Origin of the sequence: Streptomyces seoulensis (assembly GCF_022846655.1) — a bacterium.
GTDB lineage: Bacteria > Actinomycetota > Actinomycetes > Streptomycetales > Streptomycetaceae > Streptomyces.
Map to the genome: position 1 here is coordinate 1,468,985 of NZ_AP025667.1, position 17,461 is coordinate 1,486,445.

Below are 17,461 nucleotides of genomic sequence, written 5' to 3' on the forward strand. Positions count from 1 at the left end.
ATGTTTCACAAGTCTTGCTGCAAGGCTTTCGGCGGCGGTACGGTCACGCCGCGTCCGGCAGCGAAGCCGTGCCTCTGGCCGGACTCGAACGAGCCGTGAGCGCAAGGAGTTTGTGCCGTGAGACCGATCTGGCAGGCGCGCGGGACGCGCCGCACCCCCTACCGGCGCCGGGCGGCGGCCGTAGCCGCCGCAGCCCTCGCCGCCACCCTGGTGACGCCCCTGTCCGCCCACGCGGCGAGCCCGCCGGCACCGCCCTCCGACGCCCGCCTCGCCGCCGAGCCCGCCCGGCACGACGACACGCGCGAGCAGTTCTACTTCGTCATGCCGGATCGTTTCGCCAACGGCGACCGCTCCAACGACCGCGGCGGGCTCACCGGTTCGCGGCTGAGCACCGGCTACGACCCCACCGACAAGGGCTTCTACCAGGGCGGCGACCTCAAGGGCCTCACCCAGCGGCTCGACTACATCAAGGGCCTCGGCACGACCGCCATCTGGCTCGCCCCGATCTTCAAGAACCGCCCCGTGCAGGGCACCGGCGCCGACGCCTCGGCCGGCTACCACGGTTACTGGATCACCGACTTCACCCAGGTCGACCCGCACTTCGGCACCAACGCCGACCTGAAGGGCCTGATCGCCAAGGCACACGCCAAGGGCATGAAGGTCTTCTTCGACGTCATCACCAACCACACCGCCGACCTCGTCGACTACCGCGAGAAGTCCTACGACTACCTCTCCAAGGGCGCCTTCCCGTACCTGACCGAGGACGGCCGCCCCTTCGACGACGCCGACTACGCGGACGGCCGCAAGAAGTTCCCGGCCGTCGACGCCTCGTCCTTCCCGCGCACCCCGGCCGTGCGCAGCCGCGACAAGGTCCCGGCCTGGCTGAACGACCCGGCGATGTACCACAACCGGGGTGACTCCACCTTCGCGGGCGAGTCCGCCGAGTACGGCGACTTCTCCGGCCTGGACGACCTGTGGACCGAGCGTCCCGAGGTCGTCAGCGGCATGGAGAGGATCTACCAGCGCTGGGTGCGGGACTTCGCCGTCGACGGCTTCCGCATCGACACCGTCAAGCACGTGAACATGGGCTTCTGGACCCAGTGGGCCACCGCGCTGGACCGCTACGCGGCCGCGCACGGGCGGAAGAACTTCTTCATGTTCGGCGAGGTCTACTCCGCCGACACCTCGGTGACCTCCCCGTACGTCACCCAGGGCCGCCTGGACGCCACCCTCGACTTCCCCTTCCAGGACGCCGCCCGCGCCTACGCCTCCCAGGGCGGCAGCGCGAAGAAGCTCGCCGGGGTCTTCGGGGACGACTACAAGTACACGACCGACAGGGCCAACGCCTACGAGCAGGTGACCTTCCTCGGCAACCACGACATGGGCCGCATCGGGTACTTCCTGAAGCAGGACGACCCGAAGGCGTCCGACGCCGAGATCCTGCGCAAGGACCGCCTCGCCAACCAGCTCATGTTCCTCGGCCGGGGCAACCCGGTCGTCTACTACGGCGACGAACAGGGCTTCACCGGCTCCGGTGGCGACAAGGACGCCCGCCAGACCATGTTCGCCTCCAAGGTCGCCGACTACCTGGACGACGAGATCGGCACCGCCCGCACCCACGCCCGCGACGCCTACGACACCGCCGCCCCGCTGTACAAGGACATCGCGGCCCTGGCGAAGCTCCGCAAGGCCAACCCGGCCCTGACAGACGGCGTGCAGACCGAGCGCTACGCGGCCGACGGCGCCGGTGTCTACGCCTTCACCCGCACCGACGCGCGCACCGGCGCCGAGTACGTCGTCGCCCTCAACAACGCCGCCACCGCGCAGACCGTGTCCTTCCCGACCGGCTCCGCCCGCATGGCGTACCAGGGCATCTACGGAGCCGGCCGCACGGTGAAGTCGGACGCCGGGCGCAAGCTCGGCCTCACCGTCCCGGCCGGGACCGCCGTCGTGTACAAGGCCACCGGCCGCCTCGCCGCCCCCGCCGCCGAGCCCACGCTCACCCTGACCGCCCCGGCCGCCGGAGCCACCGGCACGGTGGAGGTCGGCGCCGATGTGCCCGGCGGCGGGCTGAACCGGGTCGTCTTCGCCGCCCAGGTCGGCAACGGGCCCTGGAAGACGCTGGGTTCGGCCGACCACGCCCCGTACAAGGTCACCCAGGCCGTCGGCAAGGGCGTCCCCGCGGGGACCGCGCTGCGCTACAAGGCCGTGGCGATCGACTCCGCGGGCCGCACCGCGAGCGCCCTGGCGACCAGCACGACCGGCACCGCGCCCGCCCCCGAGCCGCCCACGGCCGCCTCCCGCGACTACGCGGTGGTGCACTACAAGCGGGCCGACGGCGACTACGCGAACTGGGGCCTGTACGCCTGGGGCGACCTCGCGGACGGCGAGGCCACCCAGTGGCCGGCCAGCCACCCCTTCACCGGCCGCGACGCCTACGGCGCCTTCGCCTACGTCAAGCTCAAGCCGGGCGCCTCGAACGTCGGCTTCCTCGTCATCGACAAGGACGGCGACAAGGACGTCTCCACCGACCGGACCATCGACGTCACGAAGACGGGTGAGGTCTGGATCGAGCAGGGCAAGCCCGAGACGCAGACCGAGCGCCCCGAGTATCCGGCCGAGGATCAGGGCAAGGCCGTGCTCCACTACCACCGCGCGGACGGGAACTACGACGGCTGGGGCCTGCACACCTGGACGGGTGCCGCCAACCCCACCGACTGGTCGAAGCCCCTTCAGCCGGTGAAGACTGACGCCTATGGCGCGGTCTTCGAGGTACCGCTCACCGAGGGTGCCACCAGTCTCAGCTACATCCTGCACAAGGGCGACGAGAAGGACCTGCCCACCGACCGGTCCCTCGACCTCAAGGCGGACGGCCACGAGGTGTGGCTGTTGAGCGGGCAGGAGAAGTACCTGCTCCCGCAGCCCAAGGGCAGCGCGGCCGCGCTCGACCTGACCACCGCCAAGGCGGTCTGGATCGACCGGGACACCCTCGCCTGGAACGGCGCCGAGGGAGCCGCCTCCACCCAGCTCCTCTACTCCCGCGACGGCTCGATCGCCGTCAAGGACTCCGCCCTGACCAGCGACGACGAGCGCTGGCTGCGGCTTGCCAAGGGCGCGCTCACCGACGCCCAGAAGGCGAAGTTCCCGCACCTGAAGGACTACACCGCCTGGACCGTCGACCCCCGCGACCGCGACCGGGTGCGCGAGGCCCTCACCGGCCAGCTCGTCGCCTCCCAGCGCGCCGCGAGCGGAGCCGTGCTGGCCGCGACCGGGGTGCAGATCGCCGGGGTGCTGGACGACGTGTACGCGGGCGCCACGAAGAGCGGCCTCGGCCCGGTCTTCCAGGGCGGCAAGCCCACCCTCTCCGTCTGGGCGCCCACGGCCCAGGACGTCTCGCTGGAACTGGACGGCGCGCTGACGCCCATGCGCCGCGACGACACCACCGGCGTCTGGTCCGTCACCGGCCCCGCGTCCTGGAAGGGCAAGCCCTACCGGTACGTGGTCAAGGTGTGGGCGCCCAGCGTCGGCAAGCTCGTCACCAACCCGGTCACCGACCCCTACTCGGTCGCCCTGACCGCCGACTCGAAGCGCAGCCTCGTCGTCGACCTCGCCGACCGCTCGCTGGCCCCCGAGGGCTGGACCGGCCTCACCAAGCCCAAGGCGGTGCCGCTGAAGGACGCGCAGATCCAGGAGCTGCACATCCGGGACTTCTCGGTGGCCGACAAGACCGTCCCGGCGAAGGACCAGGGCACCTACCTGGCCTTCACCGACAAGGACAGCGACGGCTCGAAGCACCTGCGCGAGCTGGCGAAGGCCGGCACCTCCTACGTGCACCTGCTGCCCGCGTTCGACATCGCCACTATCCCCGAGAAGAAGGCCGACCAGGCCACCCCCGGCTGCGACCTGGCCTCCTTCCCGGCCGACTCCGACAAGCAGCAGGAGTGCGTGGCGAAGACCGCCGCCAAGGACGCCTACAACTGGGGCTACGACCCCTTCCACTACACGGTCCCCGAGGGCTCGTACGCCACCGACCCCGACGGCACCGCCCGTACGGTGCAGTTCCGGAAGATGGTGCAGGCGCTCAACCAGGACGGGCTGCGGGTCGTCATGGACGTGGTCTACAACCACACCGCGGCCAGTGGGCAGGCGGACACCTCCGTGCTCGACCGGATCGTGCCCGGCTATTACCAGCGGCTCCTCGCCGACGGCAGCGTGGCCAACTCCACCTGTTGCGCGGGCACCGCGACCGAGAACGCCATGATGGGCAAGCTCGTCGTGGACTCGATCGTCACCTGGGCCAGGGAGTACAAGGTCGACGGCTTCCGCTTCGACCTCATGGGCCACCACCCCAAGGCCAACATCCTGGCCGTCCGCAAGGCGCTGGACGCGCTGACCGTGGCCAAGGACGGTGTCGACGGAAGCAAGATCATCCTCTACGGCGAGGGCTGGAACTTCGGCGAGGTCGCCGACGACGCCCGCTTCGTCCAGGCCACGCAGAAGAACATGGCCGGCACCGGCATCGCCACCTTCTCCGACCGGGCCCGGGACGCGGTGCGCGGCGGCGGACCCTTCGACGAGGACCCCGGCGTCCAGGGCTTCGCCTCCGGCCTGTTCACCGACCCCAACTCCAGCCCGGCCAACGGCACCCCGGCCGAACAGAAGGCCAGGCTGCTGCACTACCAGGACCTGATCAAGGTCGGCCTGACCGGCAACCTCGCCGGATACCGCTTCACCGACAGCGCGGGCAAGGAGGTCACCGGCGCCGGGGTCGACTACAACGGCTCGCCCGCCGGATACGCGGCCGCCCCCGGCGACGCCCTCGCCTACGCGGACGCCCACGACAACGAGTCGCTCTTCGACGCCCTCACCTTCAAACTGCCGGCCGGGACGAGCGCGTCCGACCGGGCCAGGATGCAGGTCCTCGCGATGGCCACGGCCGCGCTCTCCCAGGGCCCGGCCCTGTCGCAGGCGGGCACCGACCTGCTGCGCTCCAAGTCGCTGGACCGCAACTCCTTCGACAGCGGTGACTGGTTCAACGCCATCCACTGGAACTGCGCCGACGGCAACGGCTTCGGACGCGGGCTGCCTCCGGCGGCCGACAACGCGTCCAAGTGGTCGTACGCCAAGCCCCTGTTGAGCACGGTCAAGGTCGGCTGCCCGCAGATCACCGGCGCCTCGGCCGCCTACCGTGAGCTGCTGCGCATCCGCACCACCGAGGACGCCTTCTCGCTCGGCAGCACCGAGCGGGTGCAGGACCGGCTGTCCTTCCCGCTCTCCGGCAAGGACGAGACCGCGGGCGTGATCACCATGCGGCTCGGTGACCTGGTCGTGGTCTTCAACGCCACCCCCGAGCGGCAGGAGCAGCGGGTGGCCGCCCTCGCCGGGACGGACTACCGGCTGCACCCCGTGCAGGCGTCCGGCGCCGACGAGGTGGTCAAGTCCGCCTCGTACAGCGCCGGTTCGGGCACCTTCACGGTCCCGGCACGGACCGTGGCGGTGTTCACCCGCTAGCGGGTCACCCGGCCAGGGAGATCAGCCGGGTGGCGAGTTCCGCGAAGGGACCGTCACCCGGCTCGCCCTGCACGAAGCCCCGCACCACGGCGGCCATCTCCGGGTCGAAGGCGGCGCTGACGGCGGCCAGGGCGGCGAAGTCGTGCACGAGCTGGCGTTCCAGCTCCTCGCGCGGGACCCGGCGGCCGTCCAGCCAGATCAGCGCCGTCGACTCCACCAGCGAGATCCACGAGCGCACCACCAGCTCCAGCCGCGCGGGCGCCTCGGTGACCCCCAGGTGGGAGAGGATCTGCTCGTAGGCGGCCTGGCGCACGGAGTCGATGAGCGCGTTGGTGGCCGAGGAACCGACCGCCGGACCACCCCGCATCAGCGCGGAGAAACCCGGTCCGTGGTCGTCCACGAAGTCGAAGAAGCGGGCCATCACCCGCAGCAGCCGGGCGCCGAGCGGGCCCTCGTGCGGCTCCTCGAAGCGGCCCGCCAGATCCTCCGCCGCACGCGTCAACGCGGCCTCATACAGACTGAGTTTGCCGGGGAAGTAGTGGTAGACCAGCGGGCGTGAGATGCCCGCGGCCGACGCTATCTCGTCGATCGAGACCTCGTCGGGCGAGCGCCGGCTGAACAGGTCGAGCGCGACCTTGATCAACTGCTGCCGACGCTCCTCGACGCCCATCCTGCGGCGAACCCCGGTACTCATGGGCTCAACCTTACCGACCGGAAACGACACTTGGACGATCCGCTTCCGCCCCGGTCGCGCTGCGCCGCCTCACATGTCCAGGACCAGGCGCTCACCCCGGGCGCGGGACACGCAGATCAGCATCGAGTCGGCGCGCTCCCCGTCCGTCAGCAACTCGTCCCGGTGATCCACCTCGCCCTCCAGCACCCGCTGCTGACAGGTCCCGCAGAATCCCTGCTCGCAGGAGTAGAGGGTGTCCGGCAGCTCCCGGCGTACCGCCGCCAGCACCGTCGAGTCCGGCGGCACGGTCAACGTCCGCCCGCTGCGCCGCAGTTCCACCTCGAACTCGGTGTCGTCCCCGGTCGCCGTACGCGGCGCGAACCGCTCCAGGTGCAGCGTGGCCCCCTCGGGCAGCACCCCCTCCACCGCCGCCATCAGCCCCTGCGGACCACAGCAGTACACGGCCGCGCCCTCGGGGAGCCCGGTCAGCAGCGCGGCCAGGTCGGGGCGCCCGTCCTCGTCCTCGGCCACCACCGTGCACCCGTCCCCGACCAGCTCCGCTGCCTCCTTCAGAAACGGCATCGAGGCCCGCGTACGCCCGCAGTACAGCAGCCGCACGTCCGCGCCCTCGGGCAGGGCCCGCAGCATCGGCAGGACGGGGGTGATGCCGATACCTCCGGCCACGAACACGTACGCGGGCGCCCCCACCAGCGGGAAGCGGTTGCGCGGCCCGCGCACCTCCAGCTCCATCCCCTCGGTGAGCCGCTCGTGCACCTCGCGCGAACCGCCCCGCCCGTCCGTCACCAGCCGCGCCGCCACCTCGTACGACGAGGAGTCCGCCGGGTCCCCGCACAGCGAGTACTGCCGCACCAGCCCCGAGGGCAGCACCAGATCCAGATGCGCGCCCGGCTCCCAGGCGGGCAGGCCGGTGCCCTCCAGCCGGAGCCGCACCACCCCGTCCGCGATCCGCTCGTGGCCGGTCAGCCGCAGCCGCAGCGCCCGCGAGCGGGGACGCCCGGAGACCGGCGGGTCCAGCGCGGGCATCGGCCACAGCGGCGACCGGCGCACCCGGCTCCGCAGCGCCCGTCGGGTCAGCAGCCCGGCGCCCACGAGCAGCGCCGCGGTGACGGCCGACCTGGTCCGCCTAGGCATCGTGCTCCGCCTTCTCCGCGGCCAGCGCCGCCGGGGACGAGGCCAGGTAGGCGACCGCCTGCGCGGTCGAGCCCTCCTGGGACGGGTGGTAGGCCCGGCCGAGATAGCGCGGGATGGACTTGAGCAGGGCGCCCGTGGCGGGCAGCGTGCCCCGGCGGCCGCTCGTGTAGAACTCCCGGAACGACGCCTTGCCGTCCACCAGCGTCGGGTCGTTCTCCATGAAGAACCGGGCCCCGCGCTGCCAGAGGAACATCAGCGCCGCGAACGCCACCGCCCAGGTCCGCACCCGGCGCCAGTAGTCGCCGTCCACGTGCATGAACAGGTCGAAGGCGACCGAGCGGTGCTCGACCTCCTCCGCGCCGTGCCAGCGCAGCAGGTCCAGCATGGTCGGATCGGCGCCCCGCCGGTCCAGCTCGTCCGCGTTGAGCACCCAGTCGCCGAGGAACGCCGTGTAGTGCTCGATCGCCGCGATCACCGCGATCCGCTCCAGCAGCCACCAGCGGCGCGCCCGGCCAGGGGGCAGCGTGCGGTCCCCGAGCAGCTTCTCGAAGAACCAGTCGACCTGCGCGGTGTACGGCGTCGGGTCGAGCCCCTGCTCGCGCAGATGCGGCAGCACCTCGTCGTGGGCCTGGGAGTGCATCGCCTCCTGCCCGATGAACCCGATGACGTCCTCGCGCAGTCGCTCGTCCCGGATCAGCGGCAGCGCCTGCTTGTACACATGGACGAACCACCGCTCGCCGGCGGGCAGCAGCAGATGCAGCACATTGATGGTGTGCGTGGTGAAGGGGTCGCCCGGCACCCAGTGCAGCGGGGTGTCCTCCCAGGCGAAGGACACCTTGCGCGCCTTCAGCGGGATGCGCTCGGCCGCCACCGGCCGGGCCTGCTTGTTAGACATGGCGTCAATGTACTGAGGGGTAAGCCGTCTGAGAACCCCTGTGCACCGCCTTGTTCGGCAAGCTGTCAGCAAGCGGCCGTCAGCGCAGTCCGCTGATCCTGCGCCCGCCCTCCAGCGTGCCCGCCAACTGGGCCTGGGCGCCCTGCTCGGCCTTGGCCACCAGCAACTGCCCCTGCCCGGAAGCGGTGACGCCGCCCGACGACCGGATCGAGGTCACGCCCCGGCTGCCCGCCGCCAGCAGGTACCAGTGGCCGCCGCTCGACTTCCACAGCACCCCGGCCAGCACCTGCGGATCGCGCGGACCGCACGCCGTGGTGTCCGTCGCCTTGGCCACGACCGCCCCGGCCGGCCCGCCCGGCGTGCGGAACTGCGCCAGCGCGGCCGTGCCGTCGCCGCGCCAGGTCTCGGCCCGCGTGCACACCCATTCCCCGTCGCCGCTCGCGTCCGGCAGCGGCTGCTCGGCGAACGCCCAGGAGTTCACCGAGCGCACCCCGGCCGACCGCTGTGCCGCCAGCGAGCAGGCGAACGGCGCCCAGGCGCGCAGCCCCTCGGCCCCGGTCGCCTCGCCGGCCGAGCCCGGCCGGCCCGCGGTGAGGTGGGCGGGCACCAGCTCGCCCAGGTCGGTGGAGAGCTGGGTCCCGGAGCCGTCCGTGAGCTGGAGCACGTGCCACGAGGTGCAGTCGCCCGCCCGCAGCGCCGGACTGGCCAGCGGGGAGGTGACTCCGTCGGTGAGGGTGAGCGCGCCCGGCGCCGAGTCCGGCTTGGTCAGGTCCCGCTCGGCCGCCTTCTTCACCCAGGGCGCGGTCAGATAGCGGACGTTGCCGTCGGAACGGCCGAGCACCAGCGCGCTCGCCTCGGCGCCGGACGCGCCGTCCACGCGGGCGAAGTCGAGGGCCGCGCCCTCGGTGCCGTTCCTCGGCTCGGCGTAGCGGGCGATGCGCAGGCCGTCGTAGAGGATCACCACGCGGGCCGCGTCCACCTCGCCCGCGTACAGCAGTTGGGGCGGTCCGGCGGGGCCGCCGGTGAAGGTGCCGGGGGTCGCCGAGACGCGGACGGTGGCGCCGGGGCGGGCCCAGACCGCCAGGGCCCGGCGCAGCAGGCCGTCGTCGCCGGTGAGCGGGCCGCGCGCGGGCCAGACGGAGAAGTCGGTGCGCGCCGAGGTCTTCCACGCGGCCGGTGCCACCCGCTGCACCTGGCCGGGGTCGAGCGCGGCCATCGCGGCCGGGTTCTCGGCGTAGGCGGGCGCGGCGGCGCCGTCCGGGCCCCAGCCGCCGCCGGGCAGCGCGACCAGCGCGCAGGCCACCGCGAGCGCGGCGGCGGCGGCCAGTGCCGCCTTGGTGTGCTGGCGGCGCCGCATCAGATCGGTGGGGCGGGCCTGGAGCGAGCAGGCGTCGAACTCGGGGGAGGCGAGCAGCGCGTACTGCGCGGGCACGCCGTTCGCCTCGGCCAGCGCGGACTCGGTACGGGTGACCCCGGCGGCCTTGAGGGTCCTGCGTACGTCGTCGTCCGCCAGCCCCTCCAGGCCGCGCAGGACGTAGGCGGCGCGGGCCGGGCCCGACAAGGCCGACAGCCGCTGGTCCAGGGCGAGTTCGTCGGCGCCGCCGGAGCGCGGGAAGAGCCTGAGGCCCCACACCTGGGGGAGCGGGGCGGGGAGCTGGGACAGCTTGGGCAGCCCCTTGCGCGGCCCGGACGCCTCCAGCGCGGTCCGCAGCACCCGCAGCCGCACGAAGGCGTAGCCCGGGTCGCCGTCGCGGCCGGTCGACTGGGCCGGGATCAGCGCGCGCTGCTTGCGGCCGCGCGGCAGGGCGCGCTGGGCCAGGGCGTGTGCGGTCAGGACCCGGCGCCCCCGGCCGAGGGTGGGCGGAAGCACCAGATAGGCGAGCCGGACCAGCCGCGGGTAGTGCTCGACGAGCGCGGCCTCGGCCTGGCCGACGTCGACGGCCGGGTCCTGGGTCCGGGAGGAGGCGGGTGCGTGACGGTGGGCTACATCCTGTGACTGCACATCCGGGAGAACGAGCGAGACGGCCGTAGGTCACCGCCGCACGGGTGACGTGCGACGGGTCCTACGGGCTCACACCGGATCGGTCAGCGCGCGGGCGTAGTTGGCCATCGACCGCTGATAGCGCGGGAGATGGGGCGCGAGCGCGCCAAGCACCAGGGCGAGCCCCTCGCGGTCCCGGCCCAGGCTGGACAGGCACAGCGCCAGACACGCGCGTACCGCGTCGTCCAACTCGTCCGAGTGTGCGTCGAGTTCGGGGGTGAGCAGCTCCACGCCCTGCGCCGCGTGCCCGGTGTTCCGCAGCGAGCTGGCCAGTTGGATCTTCGTCCGGCGGGCCTTGTACGGGTTCGCCTCGGCGAGGCCGCCGTCCAGTGCCGCGCGGTACAGCCCGACCGCGTCGGCCGAGTGGCCGGTGGAGTCGAAGGCGCAGGCCCGCTCGAACAGGGCGAGCGGGTCGCCCTCGGGCAACTCGGCGGCCAGCTTGTCGATCACGGCACGGAACCCGGCCGCGTCGTCCTCGGGCCAGGTGTCGAAGGCTGCCCAGGCGGCGGCCACGCGCTCTTCCCAGTCTCGGTCCATCGGGCCACCCTGCCAGGCATCCGGCTTGCCGATCAAGGGATTTGAGCGCGGAGCGGTCCGCAGCCGTATCCGTTGGGCAGGGCCCCCTCGCGGGGGCTTTGTGCGGGATGCTTGGCCCACCAGGACCGGAGGAACAGATGAGGGTGACTAGCGCGGTGCTCGTGGGCGCCGTGATGCTGACGCTGGCGGGCTGCGGCGCGGGCGGGGAGGACAGCGCGGAGAAGGTGCCGCCCACCGCGACCGGCAGCCTGGAGAGCCTGGCCGCCGAGGTCAAGTGCCGCCCCGACATGCAGACCGACGCCGACGAGATCCGCCAGGCGCTGTGCAAGAACGCCGACGGCAAGTTCGTCCTCGCCACCTTCGCCACCGACCGGGGTCAGCGCGAGTGGATCAACGACGCGAAGGACTACGGCGGTCACTACCTCGTCGGCCGCAAGTGGGTCGCCGTGGGCGACGACGGCGTGGTCGACGCGCTGCGCGGCACGCTCGGCGGCGATGTCGAGGTGGGCACGGACCACAGCGGCCACGGCGCGAAGCACAGTGGCTGACGCCGACGACCGGACGGCACACACGGCGAAGGCCGGTGACGGGGGATTCCCGGCACCGGCCTTCTGTCGTGATCCCCCGAGGACGGGGGTCTTCAGAGGATCACGAGCATGCGATCACGAGCCTGCGATCACGAGCCTGCGATCACGAGCAGTTCTGGCCGCGGTTCACGCAGTTGGCGATCTTGTTGGCGAGACCGTTCTTCGTGATGGCGATGAAGTCGTCGTGGTCGGTGGAGGGCTTGTGGAGCTGCTCCGGGAAACCGTCCACGGCGTAGGCGTTCTTCACCTGGCCGTTCTCGATGGTCGGCGGCGCGATGTCGTACACCAGCCGCATGGTGAGCTGCGGAATGGCCTTGAAGCCGTTCTGGCACGCGCCGTTGGCGTCGGCGAAGGCGACGTGGGTGCGGTGGTTGGCGCTGTCGGCGTTCTGGCCGTCCCAGCAGCTCTGGAAGGCGAAGGACCGCACGACCTTGCTGCCCTGCGGGCAGATCGGGTACTGCTCGGTGAGCTGGACCTTGTTCTCGAACCCGGTGCAGCTCCAGTGCGCGTTGGCGTTGGCCAGACCGTTGGTGGTGGTCTTCGCGTCACCGGTGATGATCCGCAGGAACTGCGGCATCGCCACGACCTTGCCGGTGGGGCTGCCGACGTACTTGATCTGCGCCTGGACGGGCGTCAGGATCTTGCCGACGTTGCCCTCCTTGCCGCCGCCGTCGTTGTTCTGGTCGAAGTCCTGCGAACCGTCCTGGACGCGGACGACCGGCCAGTAGTACGACGACAGGTCGCTCTTGTTCTGGCAGCTCGAACCGCCCTGCAGGAACGTGTCGTTGCTGGCGAAGGCGTCGATCTTCTGGTTGCCGACGTAGTCGTGCAGGTGGTGCGCGCCGTTCTTCACGCCGGGCGCCACGATCACGTTGTCGGTGTTGTGGTTCTTGTTGGTGTTCACCCCGCAGCGGGTGGTGAAGGTGCCCTTCGCGGCGTTGCGGGCGTTGCGCGGCTTCGCCTTCACGTTGGCCTGGGCCTTGGTGATGTCGACGAAGTCGGCCGCGACGGGGCCGTTGCCGGCCTGGCCGCCGACGGCGCCGCCCTGCTGGCCGCCACCCTGCTGCTGACCGCCGTTGTTCTGGCCGCCCTGCTGCTGGCCGCCACCCTGCTGCTGGCCACCGTTGTTCTGGCCGCCCTGCTGCTGGCCCCCGCCCTGCTGCTGACCGCCGTTGTTCTGGCCGCCCTGCTGGCCGCCGGCGTTGGTCTGGTCGGCGGCGGTGCCGGTGCAGTTGGCCAGGGTGTCCAGGTCGCCCGGGGCGGTGCCGCCCACGCGGGTGATCTCCAGCTTGATCCGGTCCAGGATGTTCTGGCGGCGCTCCTTGAGCGGCTGGAGAATGCTGTTCTGCACGAAACTCGCGTCACGGGTCTGCGCGTCCCGCGTGGTCGCCAGGCGCTGGTACGCCTCGGTGATCTGGCGGTCCAGGTTGGACAGCTCACCGGCCACGTCGGTACGGGCCTTGTCCGGCACGTTGGTCAGCTTCTGACCGACGTCGGGGCACGAGATCGTGGCGACCTGCGCGGCGGCGGCCTTGGTGCGATTGCCTCCCCACGCGTCGTTCGACTCGTGAGCCGAGGCGTAGAAGTTCGCCCAGATCAGCCCGCCCCCGCCGAGCGCTAGGGCCGCCGATGCGGCGGTGACCTTGATGGCCAGCGGCGAGCGGCGTTTACGTGTGTTGCGTCCCATGGAACTCCTCTGACTTCCTTGCGGGGCAGCATCGAGGCGCCCGACAGGAGTGAAGCGGCGCCCTTCCATACGCACGCCGCACCAGAGGTGTTCACCCGTCTCACAAATATTTCCCAGGTCTACCCCGGCTCGACAGATGAAATGCCTTCTGAACTGGGGGAGTTGAGATTTGCCCCAAGTGCCGCCGCTTCCTTGTCCGCGGGGACGCCGGGCGCCGTGCGGCCCGGCCGCTCGGGTACGCGGCCGCCGATGGAGGTCAGCCAGCGCCAGGTGTCGGCGACCGTCTCGTCCACCGGCCGGCACGTCAGTCCGGTGGCCAGCGCCCGCGACACGTCCCCCCGGTGCACACAGGACAGTTCGCCGTCCGGCGGCGCCCACACCGGCAGCTCGGTCCACGGCTCGATCCCGGCCGCGAGGATCGCCTCCGGGTCGGTCCAGCACAGCTCGGCGGTCGAGCCGGTCGCCTCCCGGCACCGTTCGAGCAGCTCGCCCATGGTGGCGTGGCCGGGCGGGCCCGCCAGGTCGTACGGCCCGCTCAGCCCCTTGTCCAGCGCGCCCAGCAGCCAGTCGGCCAGGTCGCGGGCGTCGATGTACTGCACCGGCATCTCGCGCGGCCCCGGAGCCAGCACCTCGCCGCCCCGCGCGATCCGGGTCAGCCAGTAGGGGAGGCGGCCGACGTTCTCGTAGGGGCCGAGGATCAGTCCGGCGCGGACCAGCAGGGTGCGGTCGACGCCGAAGCCCTCCAGGGCGGCCAGCTCGCCGCCCCGCTTGTTCGCCGCGTAGTCGGTGGCCTCCGCGTCGGCGGCGCCCTCCACGACGGGGCCGTCCTCGGCGAGGCCGCCCAGGGTGGGCCAGGGCCAGGTGTAGACGGAGCGGGTGGATATGTACGCGTACCGCTCCGCGCGGTCCTTCAGCAGCCGGGACGTCTCCAGCACGGTCTTCGGCGCGCCCGTCCAGGTGTCCACCACGGCGTCCCAGCGGGTGTCGTCGGCGGCGAGCGCGGCCAGGCCGTCGGGGGAGGTGCGGTCACCGTGCAGCGACCGTACGTCCGGAGGGGGTTGGCGGTTGCCCCGGTTGAAGGCGGTCACCTCCCAGCCACGCTCCAGCGCGGCCTCCACCACGGCCCTGCCCACGAACTCGGTTCCGCCCAGCACGAGAAGTTTCATGCCGGGGATCGTGCCCTGAGCGGACGCCGGTCGCACACGCGTCCGCTCACAGCGGATCGGCTCAACCGGCGGTCGGGGGAGTGTACTTGTAGCCGACCCGGCGCACCGTCTGGATGGCGTGCCGGTGCTGGGCGCCCAGCTTGCGGCGCAGCCGGGCGATGTGGACGTCGACGGTACGGCCGTCGCCGACATGGCCGTATCCCCACACCGTGGTGACCAGTTGGTCGCGGGTGTGCACCCGGTGCGGGTGGGCCACCAGGTGCGCGAGCAGTTCGAACTCCAGGTAGGTCAGGTCGAGTTCGCGGCCGTCGACATGGGCGATGCGGCGTTGGGCGTCGATCTTCACCACCGGCTCCGGGGTGCGCTCGGCCGGGGCGGGGACCGCCACCGGGGCGAACGGGGGCCGCTGGTCGGCGGGGACCAGGACCAGGTAGCCGACCATCGGGGGCCGGCCGGGCAGGTCGGGCAGGGTGTGCGGCGGGGCGGGCAGCCAGGTGGCGCCGGGCGGCAGCAGGTCCGCCACGGTCGCCGCGACGGCGGAGGAGGGCAGGTGCCACTCCTCGTCCCGGTCGACGGCGCGCAGCCGGTGCCGGGGGCCGGCGGCCGGAGTGGCGGAGCGCTCGGTGAGGGTCGTGGCGGTGGACTGAGGACGGTGGGTCGCCATGAGAGGTCAGCTCTTTCGCGCGAGGAGTGTCGTCGGGCGAGGCGGCGACCGCGACTCGTGGTCGGGCGCGCGCCGAAAGGACGTTCGTCGTTCCGCGCTGGCCGGAGGCCGGGTCTTCCGCGAGGCCGGTGGTGTACGGCGCTCAGGGAGCCACGATGCTCAGAGGGCTCGCGCGTTCGTCGCGCGGCAACACACTCGGTCGAAGTCGTCATGCTGACGGGAAGGCCAGAACGGCTCCAGGTCATCACGACCTGTAGCTACGCAGTTCCGGAAGCCGACCATGGGCCCATTGAAGCAGACATGGGTGCCGGGCAGGAGCCGTCTCTCACCCTTTGGACGCCTCCTTGACGCCTTCTTGGCCGAAAGCCGCTGTCGGGCCGGGGTACGCCGAAGGGGCGCCCGCCGACTCGGCGGGCGCCCCTTCGGCGGATGCGGGATCAGACCTGGCCGGCCTTCTCCAGCGCGGCGCAGCAGGTGTCGACCAGAAGGCGCGTCACCACGTAGGGGTCGACGTTGGCGTTGGGGCGGCGGTCCTCGATGTAGCCCTTGCCGTCGCTCTCGACCTGCCACGGGATGCGGACCGAGGCACCGCGGTCGGAGACGCCGTAGGTGTACTCGTTCCACGGGGCGGTCTCGTGCAGGCCGGTCAGGCGGTCGTCGATGCCGGCGCCGTAGTTCTTGACGTGATCCAGCGGCTTGGAGCCCTCACCGAGCGACTCGCACGCGGTGATGATCGCGTCGTAACCCTCGCGCATCGCCTTGGTGGAGAAGTTGGTGTGCGCGCCCGCGCCGTTCCAGTCGCCCTTGACCGGCTTGGGGTCGAGGGTCGCGGAGACGCCGAAGTCCTCGGCGGTGCGGTACAGCAGCCAGCGGGCCACCCAGAGCTGGTCGGAGACCTCCAGCGGGGCGAGCGGGCCGACCTGGAACTCCCACTGGCCGGGCATGACCTCGGCGTTGATGCCGGAGATGCCGAGACCGGCCTTGAGGCAGTTGTCCAGGTGGGCCTCGACGACGTCACGGCCGAAGATCTCGTCGGCGCCGACACCGCAGTAGTAGCCGCCCTGGGGGGCCGGGAAGCCGTTCTCGGGGAAGCCGAGCGGACGGGTGCCGTCGAAGAAGGTGTACTCCTGCTCGATGCCGAAGATCGGCTCCTGGGCGCCGAAGCGCTCCTCGGTCTCGGCGAGCGCGGCACGGGTGTTGGACACGTGCGGCGTCATGTCGATGTCGAGGACCTCGCACAGCACCAGGATGTCGTCGCCGCCGCGGATCGGGTCCGGGCAGGTGAAGACCGGCTTGAGCACGCGGTCGGAGGCGTGGCCCTCGGCCTGGTTGGTGGAGGAGCCGTCGAAGCCCCAGATCGGCAGCGCGTCGAGACCGGCCGGGACACCCGTGATGATCTTCGTCTTGGAACGGAGCTTGGCCGTCGGCTGGGTGCCGTCGATCCAGATGTACTCGGCCTTGAAGGTCACGGGGACACATCCTTCGGGGTGGTTCGGGCGCACACGAGGTGCCGCGACGCCGCGGCATCGGACGCCGCGTCGATACGTCCGGCAGCGTGCCAAGAGGCGATTTCCCGATCATTGCCCGAATGTGAACCCCGTGTTACCTGGAGGTTCTGTGGTGCGGCTCACGGTGCCCGCGCATGACGAAGGCGGGGTCCGGAGGCGCCGCCTGTTCCTCCTGCGCGGCGTGCGCGCAAGGCGGCGATTCCTGGACCCCGCCCGTCGGTGCGGGTCCGGGAGGCCGGGGAGCGGCCCGGAGCCGACGCAGGCGTCGGTCCGGGCCGTCGTCTCACCGGTTTCCGTTCACCTCGTGGCGCCTCACCCCACCTTCTCGATCACGGCGCGGCGGATCAGGAACTTGCCCGGCTCCCGGACCTGCTCGAAGGCCGCGTTGTTGAGAAGGGCACAACTGCCGGACACCGAGGCGACCTTGACGGTCGTGGACTTGTTGTTGTCCAGGTTGGTGACCTTCAGCGTGGTCCCGATCGGGAACTGGTTGCTGGACGCGGCCGGGGCACCGCCCTCGCCGGAGAGCGTGACGGTGGAGCCGTTGCAGACCTGCTGGCCGGAGGCCGCGGCGCCACCGCCGTTGCCCTGCGCGGGCGGGGCGCTCTGCTGACCGCCGGCCTGCTGACCGCCACCGGCCTGCTGGCCCGCGCCCTGCTGGCCGCCGGGCGCCGCCTGGGAGTCCTGAGCCGACTCCCCAACGGTGCAGCCCGCAGCCTTCTGCTGGACCTTGATCTGCTCGATGACCGCCTCACGGTTGGCGATCCGGGCCGAGGACTGCGCGTCCGGGTTCGCCTTCTGGCCCTCGATGAACTTCTGGTTGTTGCCGAGGGCCGTGGCGAACCCCTGGCACGCGGTCGAGTCCGCCGCGGACGACAGGGTCTTGGCGTCCTGCGGGCTCTGCGCGGCGTTCGACGTGGCCGCGAGCGCGAAGGCCCCACCGCCCGCCACCGCGGCGGCGCTGACGAGCAGCGCGATCTTCTTCTTGGTGCCGAGACTTCTACTGCGCGACATCGGCGCCTCCAGGGGTAGGGGAGCGT

General features: G+C 71.9%; 12 protein-coding genes. 2 read left to right on the forward strand and 10 right to left on the reverse strand.

Translation table 11 applies throughout. The features are described 5' to 3' along the window. Window positions 1-117 precede the first annotated feature (117 nt). Window positions 118-5,511: a pullulanase-type alpha-1,6-glucosidase gene (gene pulA / locus HEK131_RS06765; RefSeq protein ID WP_244334066.1), complete on the forward strand. Its 5,394-nt coding sequence runs from the start codon at window positions 118-120 to the stop codon at window positions 5,509-5,511. Window positions 5,512-5,515: 4 nt separating this feature from the next. On the opposite strand, the gene HEK131_RS06770 is transcribed toward pulA, so the two are convergent. The 5 genes from HEK131_RS06770 to HEK131_RS06790 all read right to left on the reverse strand — a co-directional run bounded on the left by HEK131_RS06770 (window position 5,516) and on the right by HEK131_RS06790 (window position 10,809). Next, a complete protein-coding gene (locus tag HEK131_RS06770; RefSeq protein WP_244334068.1) occupies window positions 5,516-6,205 on the reverse strand; it encodes a TetR/AcrR family transcriptional regulator in 690 nt (229 codons plus the stop codon). 69 nt (window positions 6,206-6,274) lie between these two features. Beyond that, a complete protein-coding gene (locus HEK131_RS06775) occupies window positions 6,275-7,336 on the reverse strand; it encodes a PDR/VanB family oxidoreductase (protein WP_244334070.1) in 1,062 nt (353 codons plus the stop codon). Continuing rightward, window positions 7,329-8,231 carry a metal-dependent hydrolase gene (locus HEK131_RS06780; RefSeq protein ID WP_244334072.1) on the reverse strand — a complete coding sequence of 301 codons (903 nt, stop codon included), beginning with the start codon at window positions 8,229-8,231 and terminating at the stop codon, window positions 7,329-7,331. The genes HEK131_RS06775 and HEK131_RS06780 overlap by 8 nt, the downstream gene beginning before the upstream one ends. A 79-nt stretch (window positions 8,232-8,310) precedes the next feature. After that, entirely contained in the window at window positions 8,311-10,233 is a 1,923-nt protein-coding gene (locus HEK131_RS06785) for a hypothetical protein (protein WP_217460477.1), read from the reverse strand. Between the two features lie 69 nt (window positions 10,234-10,302). Further along, complete coding sequence (locus HEK131_RS06790) at window positions 10,303-10,809, reverse strand: tetratricopeptide repeat protein (protein WP_244334074.1); 507 nt, start codon at window positions 10,807-10,809, stop codon at window positions 10,303-10,305. A gap of 137 nt (window positions 10,810-10,946) precedes the next feature. Between HEK131_RS06790 and HEK131_RS06795 the strand changes: the two genes are divergently transcribed. After that, complete coding sequence (locus HEK131_RS06795) at window positions 10,947-11,357, forward strand: hypothetical protein (protein ID WP_217460475.1); 411 nt, start codon at window positions 10,947-10,949, stop codon at window positions 11,355-11,357. A 142-nt stretch (window positions 11,358-11,499) separates the two neighbouring features. On the opposite strand, the gene HEK131_RS06800 is transcribed toward HEK131_RS06795, so the two are convergent. From HEK131_RS06800 to HEK131_RS06820, 5 genes are all read right to left on the reverse strand, one after another. Continuing rightward, window positions 11,500-13,083, reverse strand: coding sequence for a DUF1996 domain-containing protein (locus tag HEK131_RS06800; protein ID WP_217460474.1), 1,584 nt, complete (start codon window positions 13,081-13,083; stop codon window positions 11,500-11,502). A 119-nt stretch (window positions 13,084-13,202) separates the two neighbouring features. Then, window positions 13,203-14,249, reverse strand: coding sequence for an NAD-dependent epimerase/dehydratase family protein (locus tag HEK131_RS06805; RefSeq protein ID WP_244334075.1), 1,047 nt, complete (start codon window positions 14,247-14,249; stop codon window positions 13,203-13,205). Window positions 14,250-14,310: 61 nt separating this feature from the next. Further along, window positions 14,311-14,913 carry a winged helix-turn-helix domain-containing protein gene (locus HEK131_RS06810; RefSeq protein WP_244334077.1) on the reverse strand — a complete coding sequence of 201 codons (603 nt, stop codon included), beginning with the start codon at window positions 14,911-14,913 and terminating at the stop codon, window positions 14,311-14,313. A gap of 437 nt (window positions 14,914-15,350) precedes the next feature. Further along, window positions 15,351-16,382: a glutamine synthetase gene (gene glnII, locus HEK131_RS06815; protein WP_244334079.1), complete on the reverse strand. Its 1,032-nt coding sequence runs from the start codon at window positions 16,380-16,382 to the stop codon at window positions 15,351-15,353. Window positions 16,383-16,733: 351 nt separating this feature from the next. Further along, the gene (locus tag HEK131_RS06820; RefSeq protein WP_244334081.1) at window positions 16,734-17,435 is read right to left on the reverse strand and encodes a septal ring lytic transglycosylase RlpA family protein; all 702 of its coding nucleotides are present in this window, start codon (window positions 17,433-17,435) and stop codon (window positions 16,734-16,736) included. Window positions 17,436-17,461 lie beyond the last annotated feature (26 nt).

Excerpts from the sequence above, each read along its gene's own strand:
- HEK131_RS06800 (WP_217460474.1), bottom strand. The coding sequence starts at position 13,083 with ATGGGACGCAACACACGTAAACGCCGCTCGCCGCTGGCCATCAAGGTC.
- HEK131_RS06770 (WP_244334068.1), bottom strand. The coding sequence starts at position 6,205 with ATGAGTACCGGGGTTCGCCGCAGGATGGGCGTCGAGGAGCGTCGGCAG.
- HEK131_RS06775 (WP_244334070.1), bottom strand. The coding sequence starts at position 7,336 with ATGCCTAGGCGGACCAGGTCGGCCGTCACCGCGGCGCTGCTCGTGGGC.
- HEK131_RS06790 (WP_244334074.1), bottom strand. The coding sequence starts at position 10,809 with ATGGACCGAGACTGGGAAGAGCGCGTGGCCGCCGCCTGGGCAGCCTTC.
- HEK131_RS06780 (WP_244334072.1), bottom strand. The coding sequence starts at position 8,231 with ATGTCTAACAAGCAGGCCCGGCCGGTGGCGGCCGAGCGCATCCCGCTG.
- HEK131_RS06795 (WP_217460475.1), top strand. The coding sequence starts at position 10,947 with ATGAGGGTGACTAGCGCGGTGCTCGTGGGCGCCGTGATGCTGACGCTG.
- HEK131_RS06820 (WP_244334081.1), bottom strand. The coding sequence starts at position 17,435 with ATGTCGCGCAGTAGAAGTCTCGGCACCAAGAAGAAGATCGCGCTGCTC.
- HEK131_RS06810 (WP_244334077.1), bottom strand. The coding sequence starts at position 14,913 with ATGGCGACCCACCGTCCTCAGTCCACCGCCACGACCCTCACCGAGCGC.
- HEK131_RS06805 (WP_244334075.1), bottom strand. The coding sequence starts at position 14,249 with ATGAAACTTCTCGTGCTGGGCGGAACCGAGTTCGTGGGCAGGGCCGTG.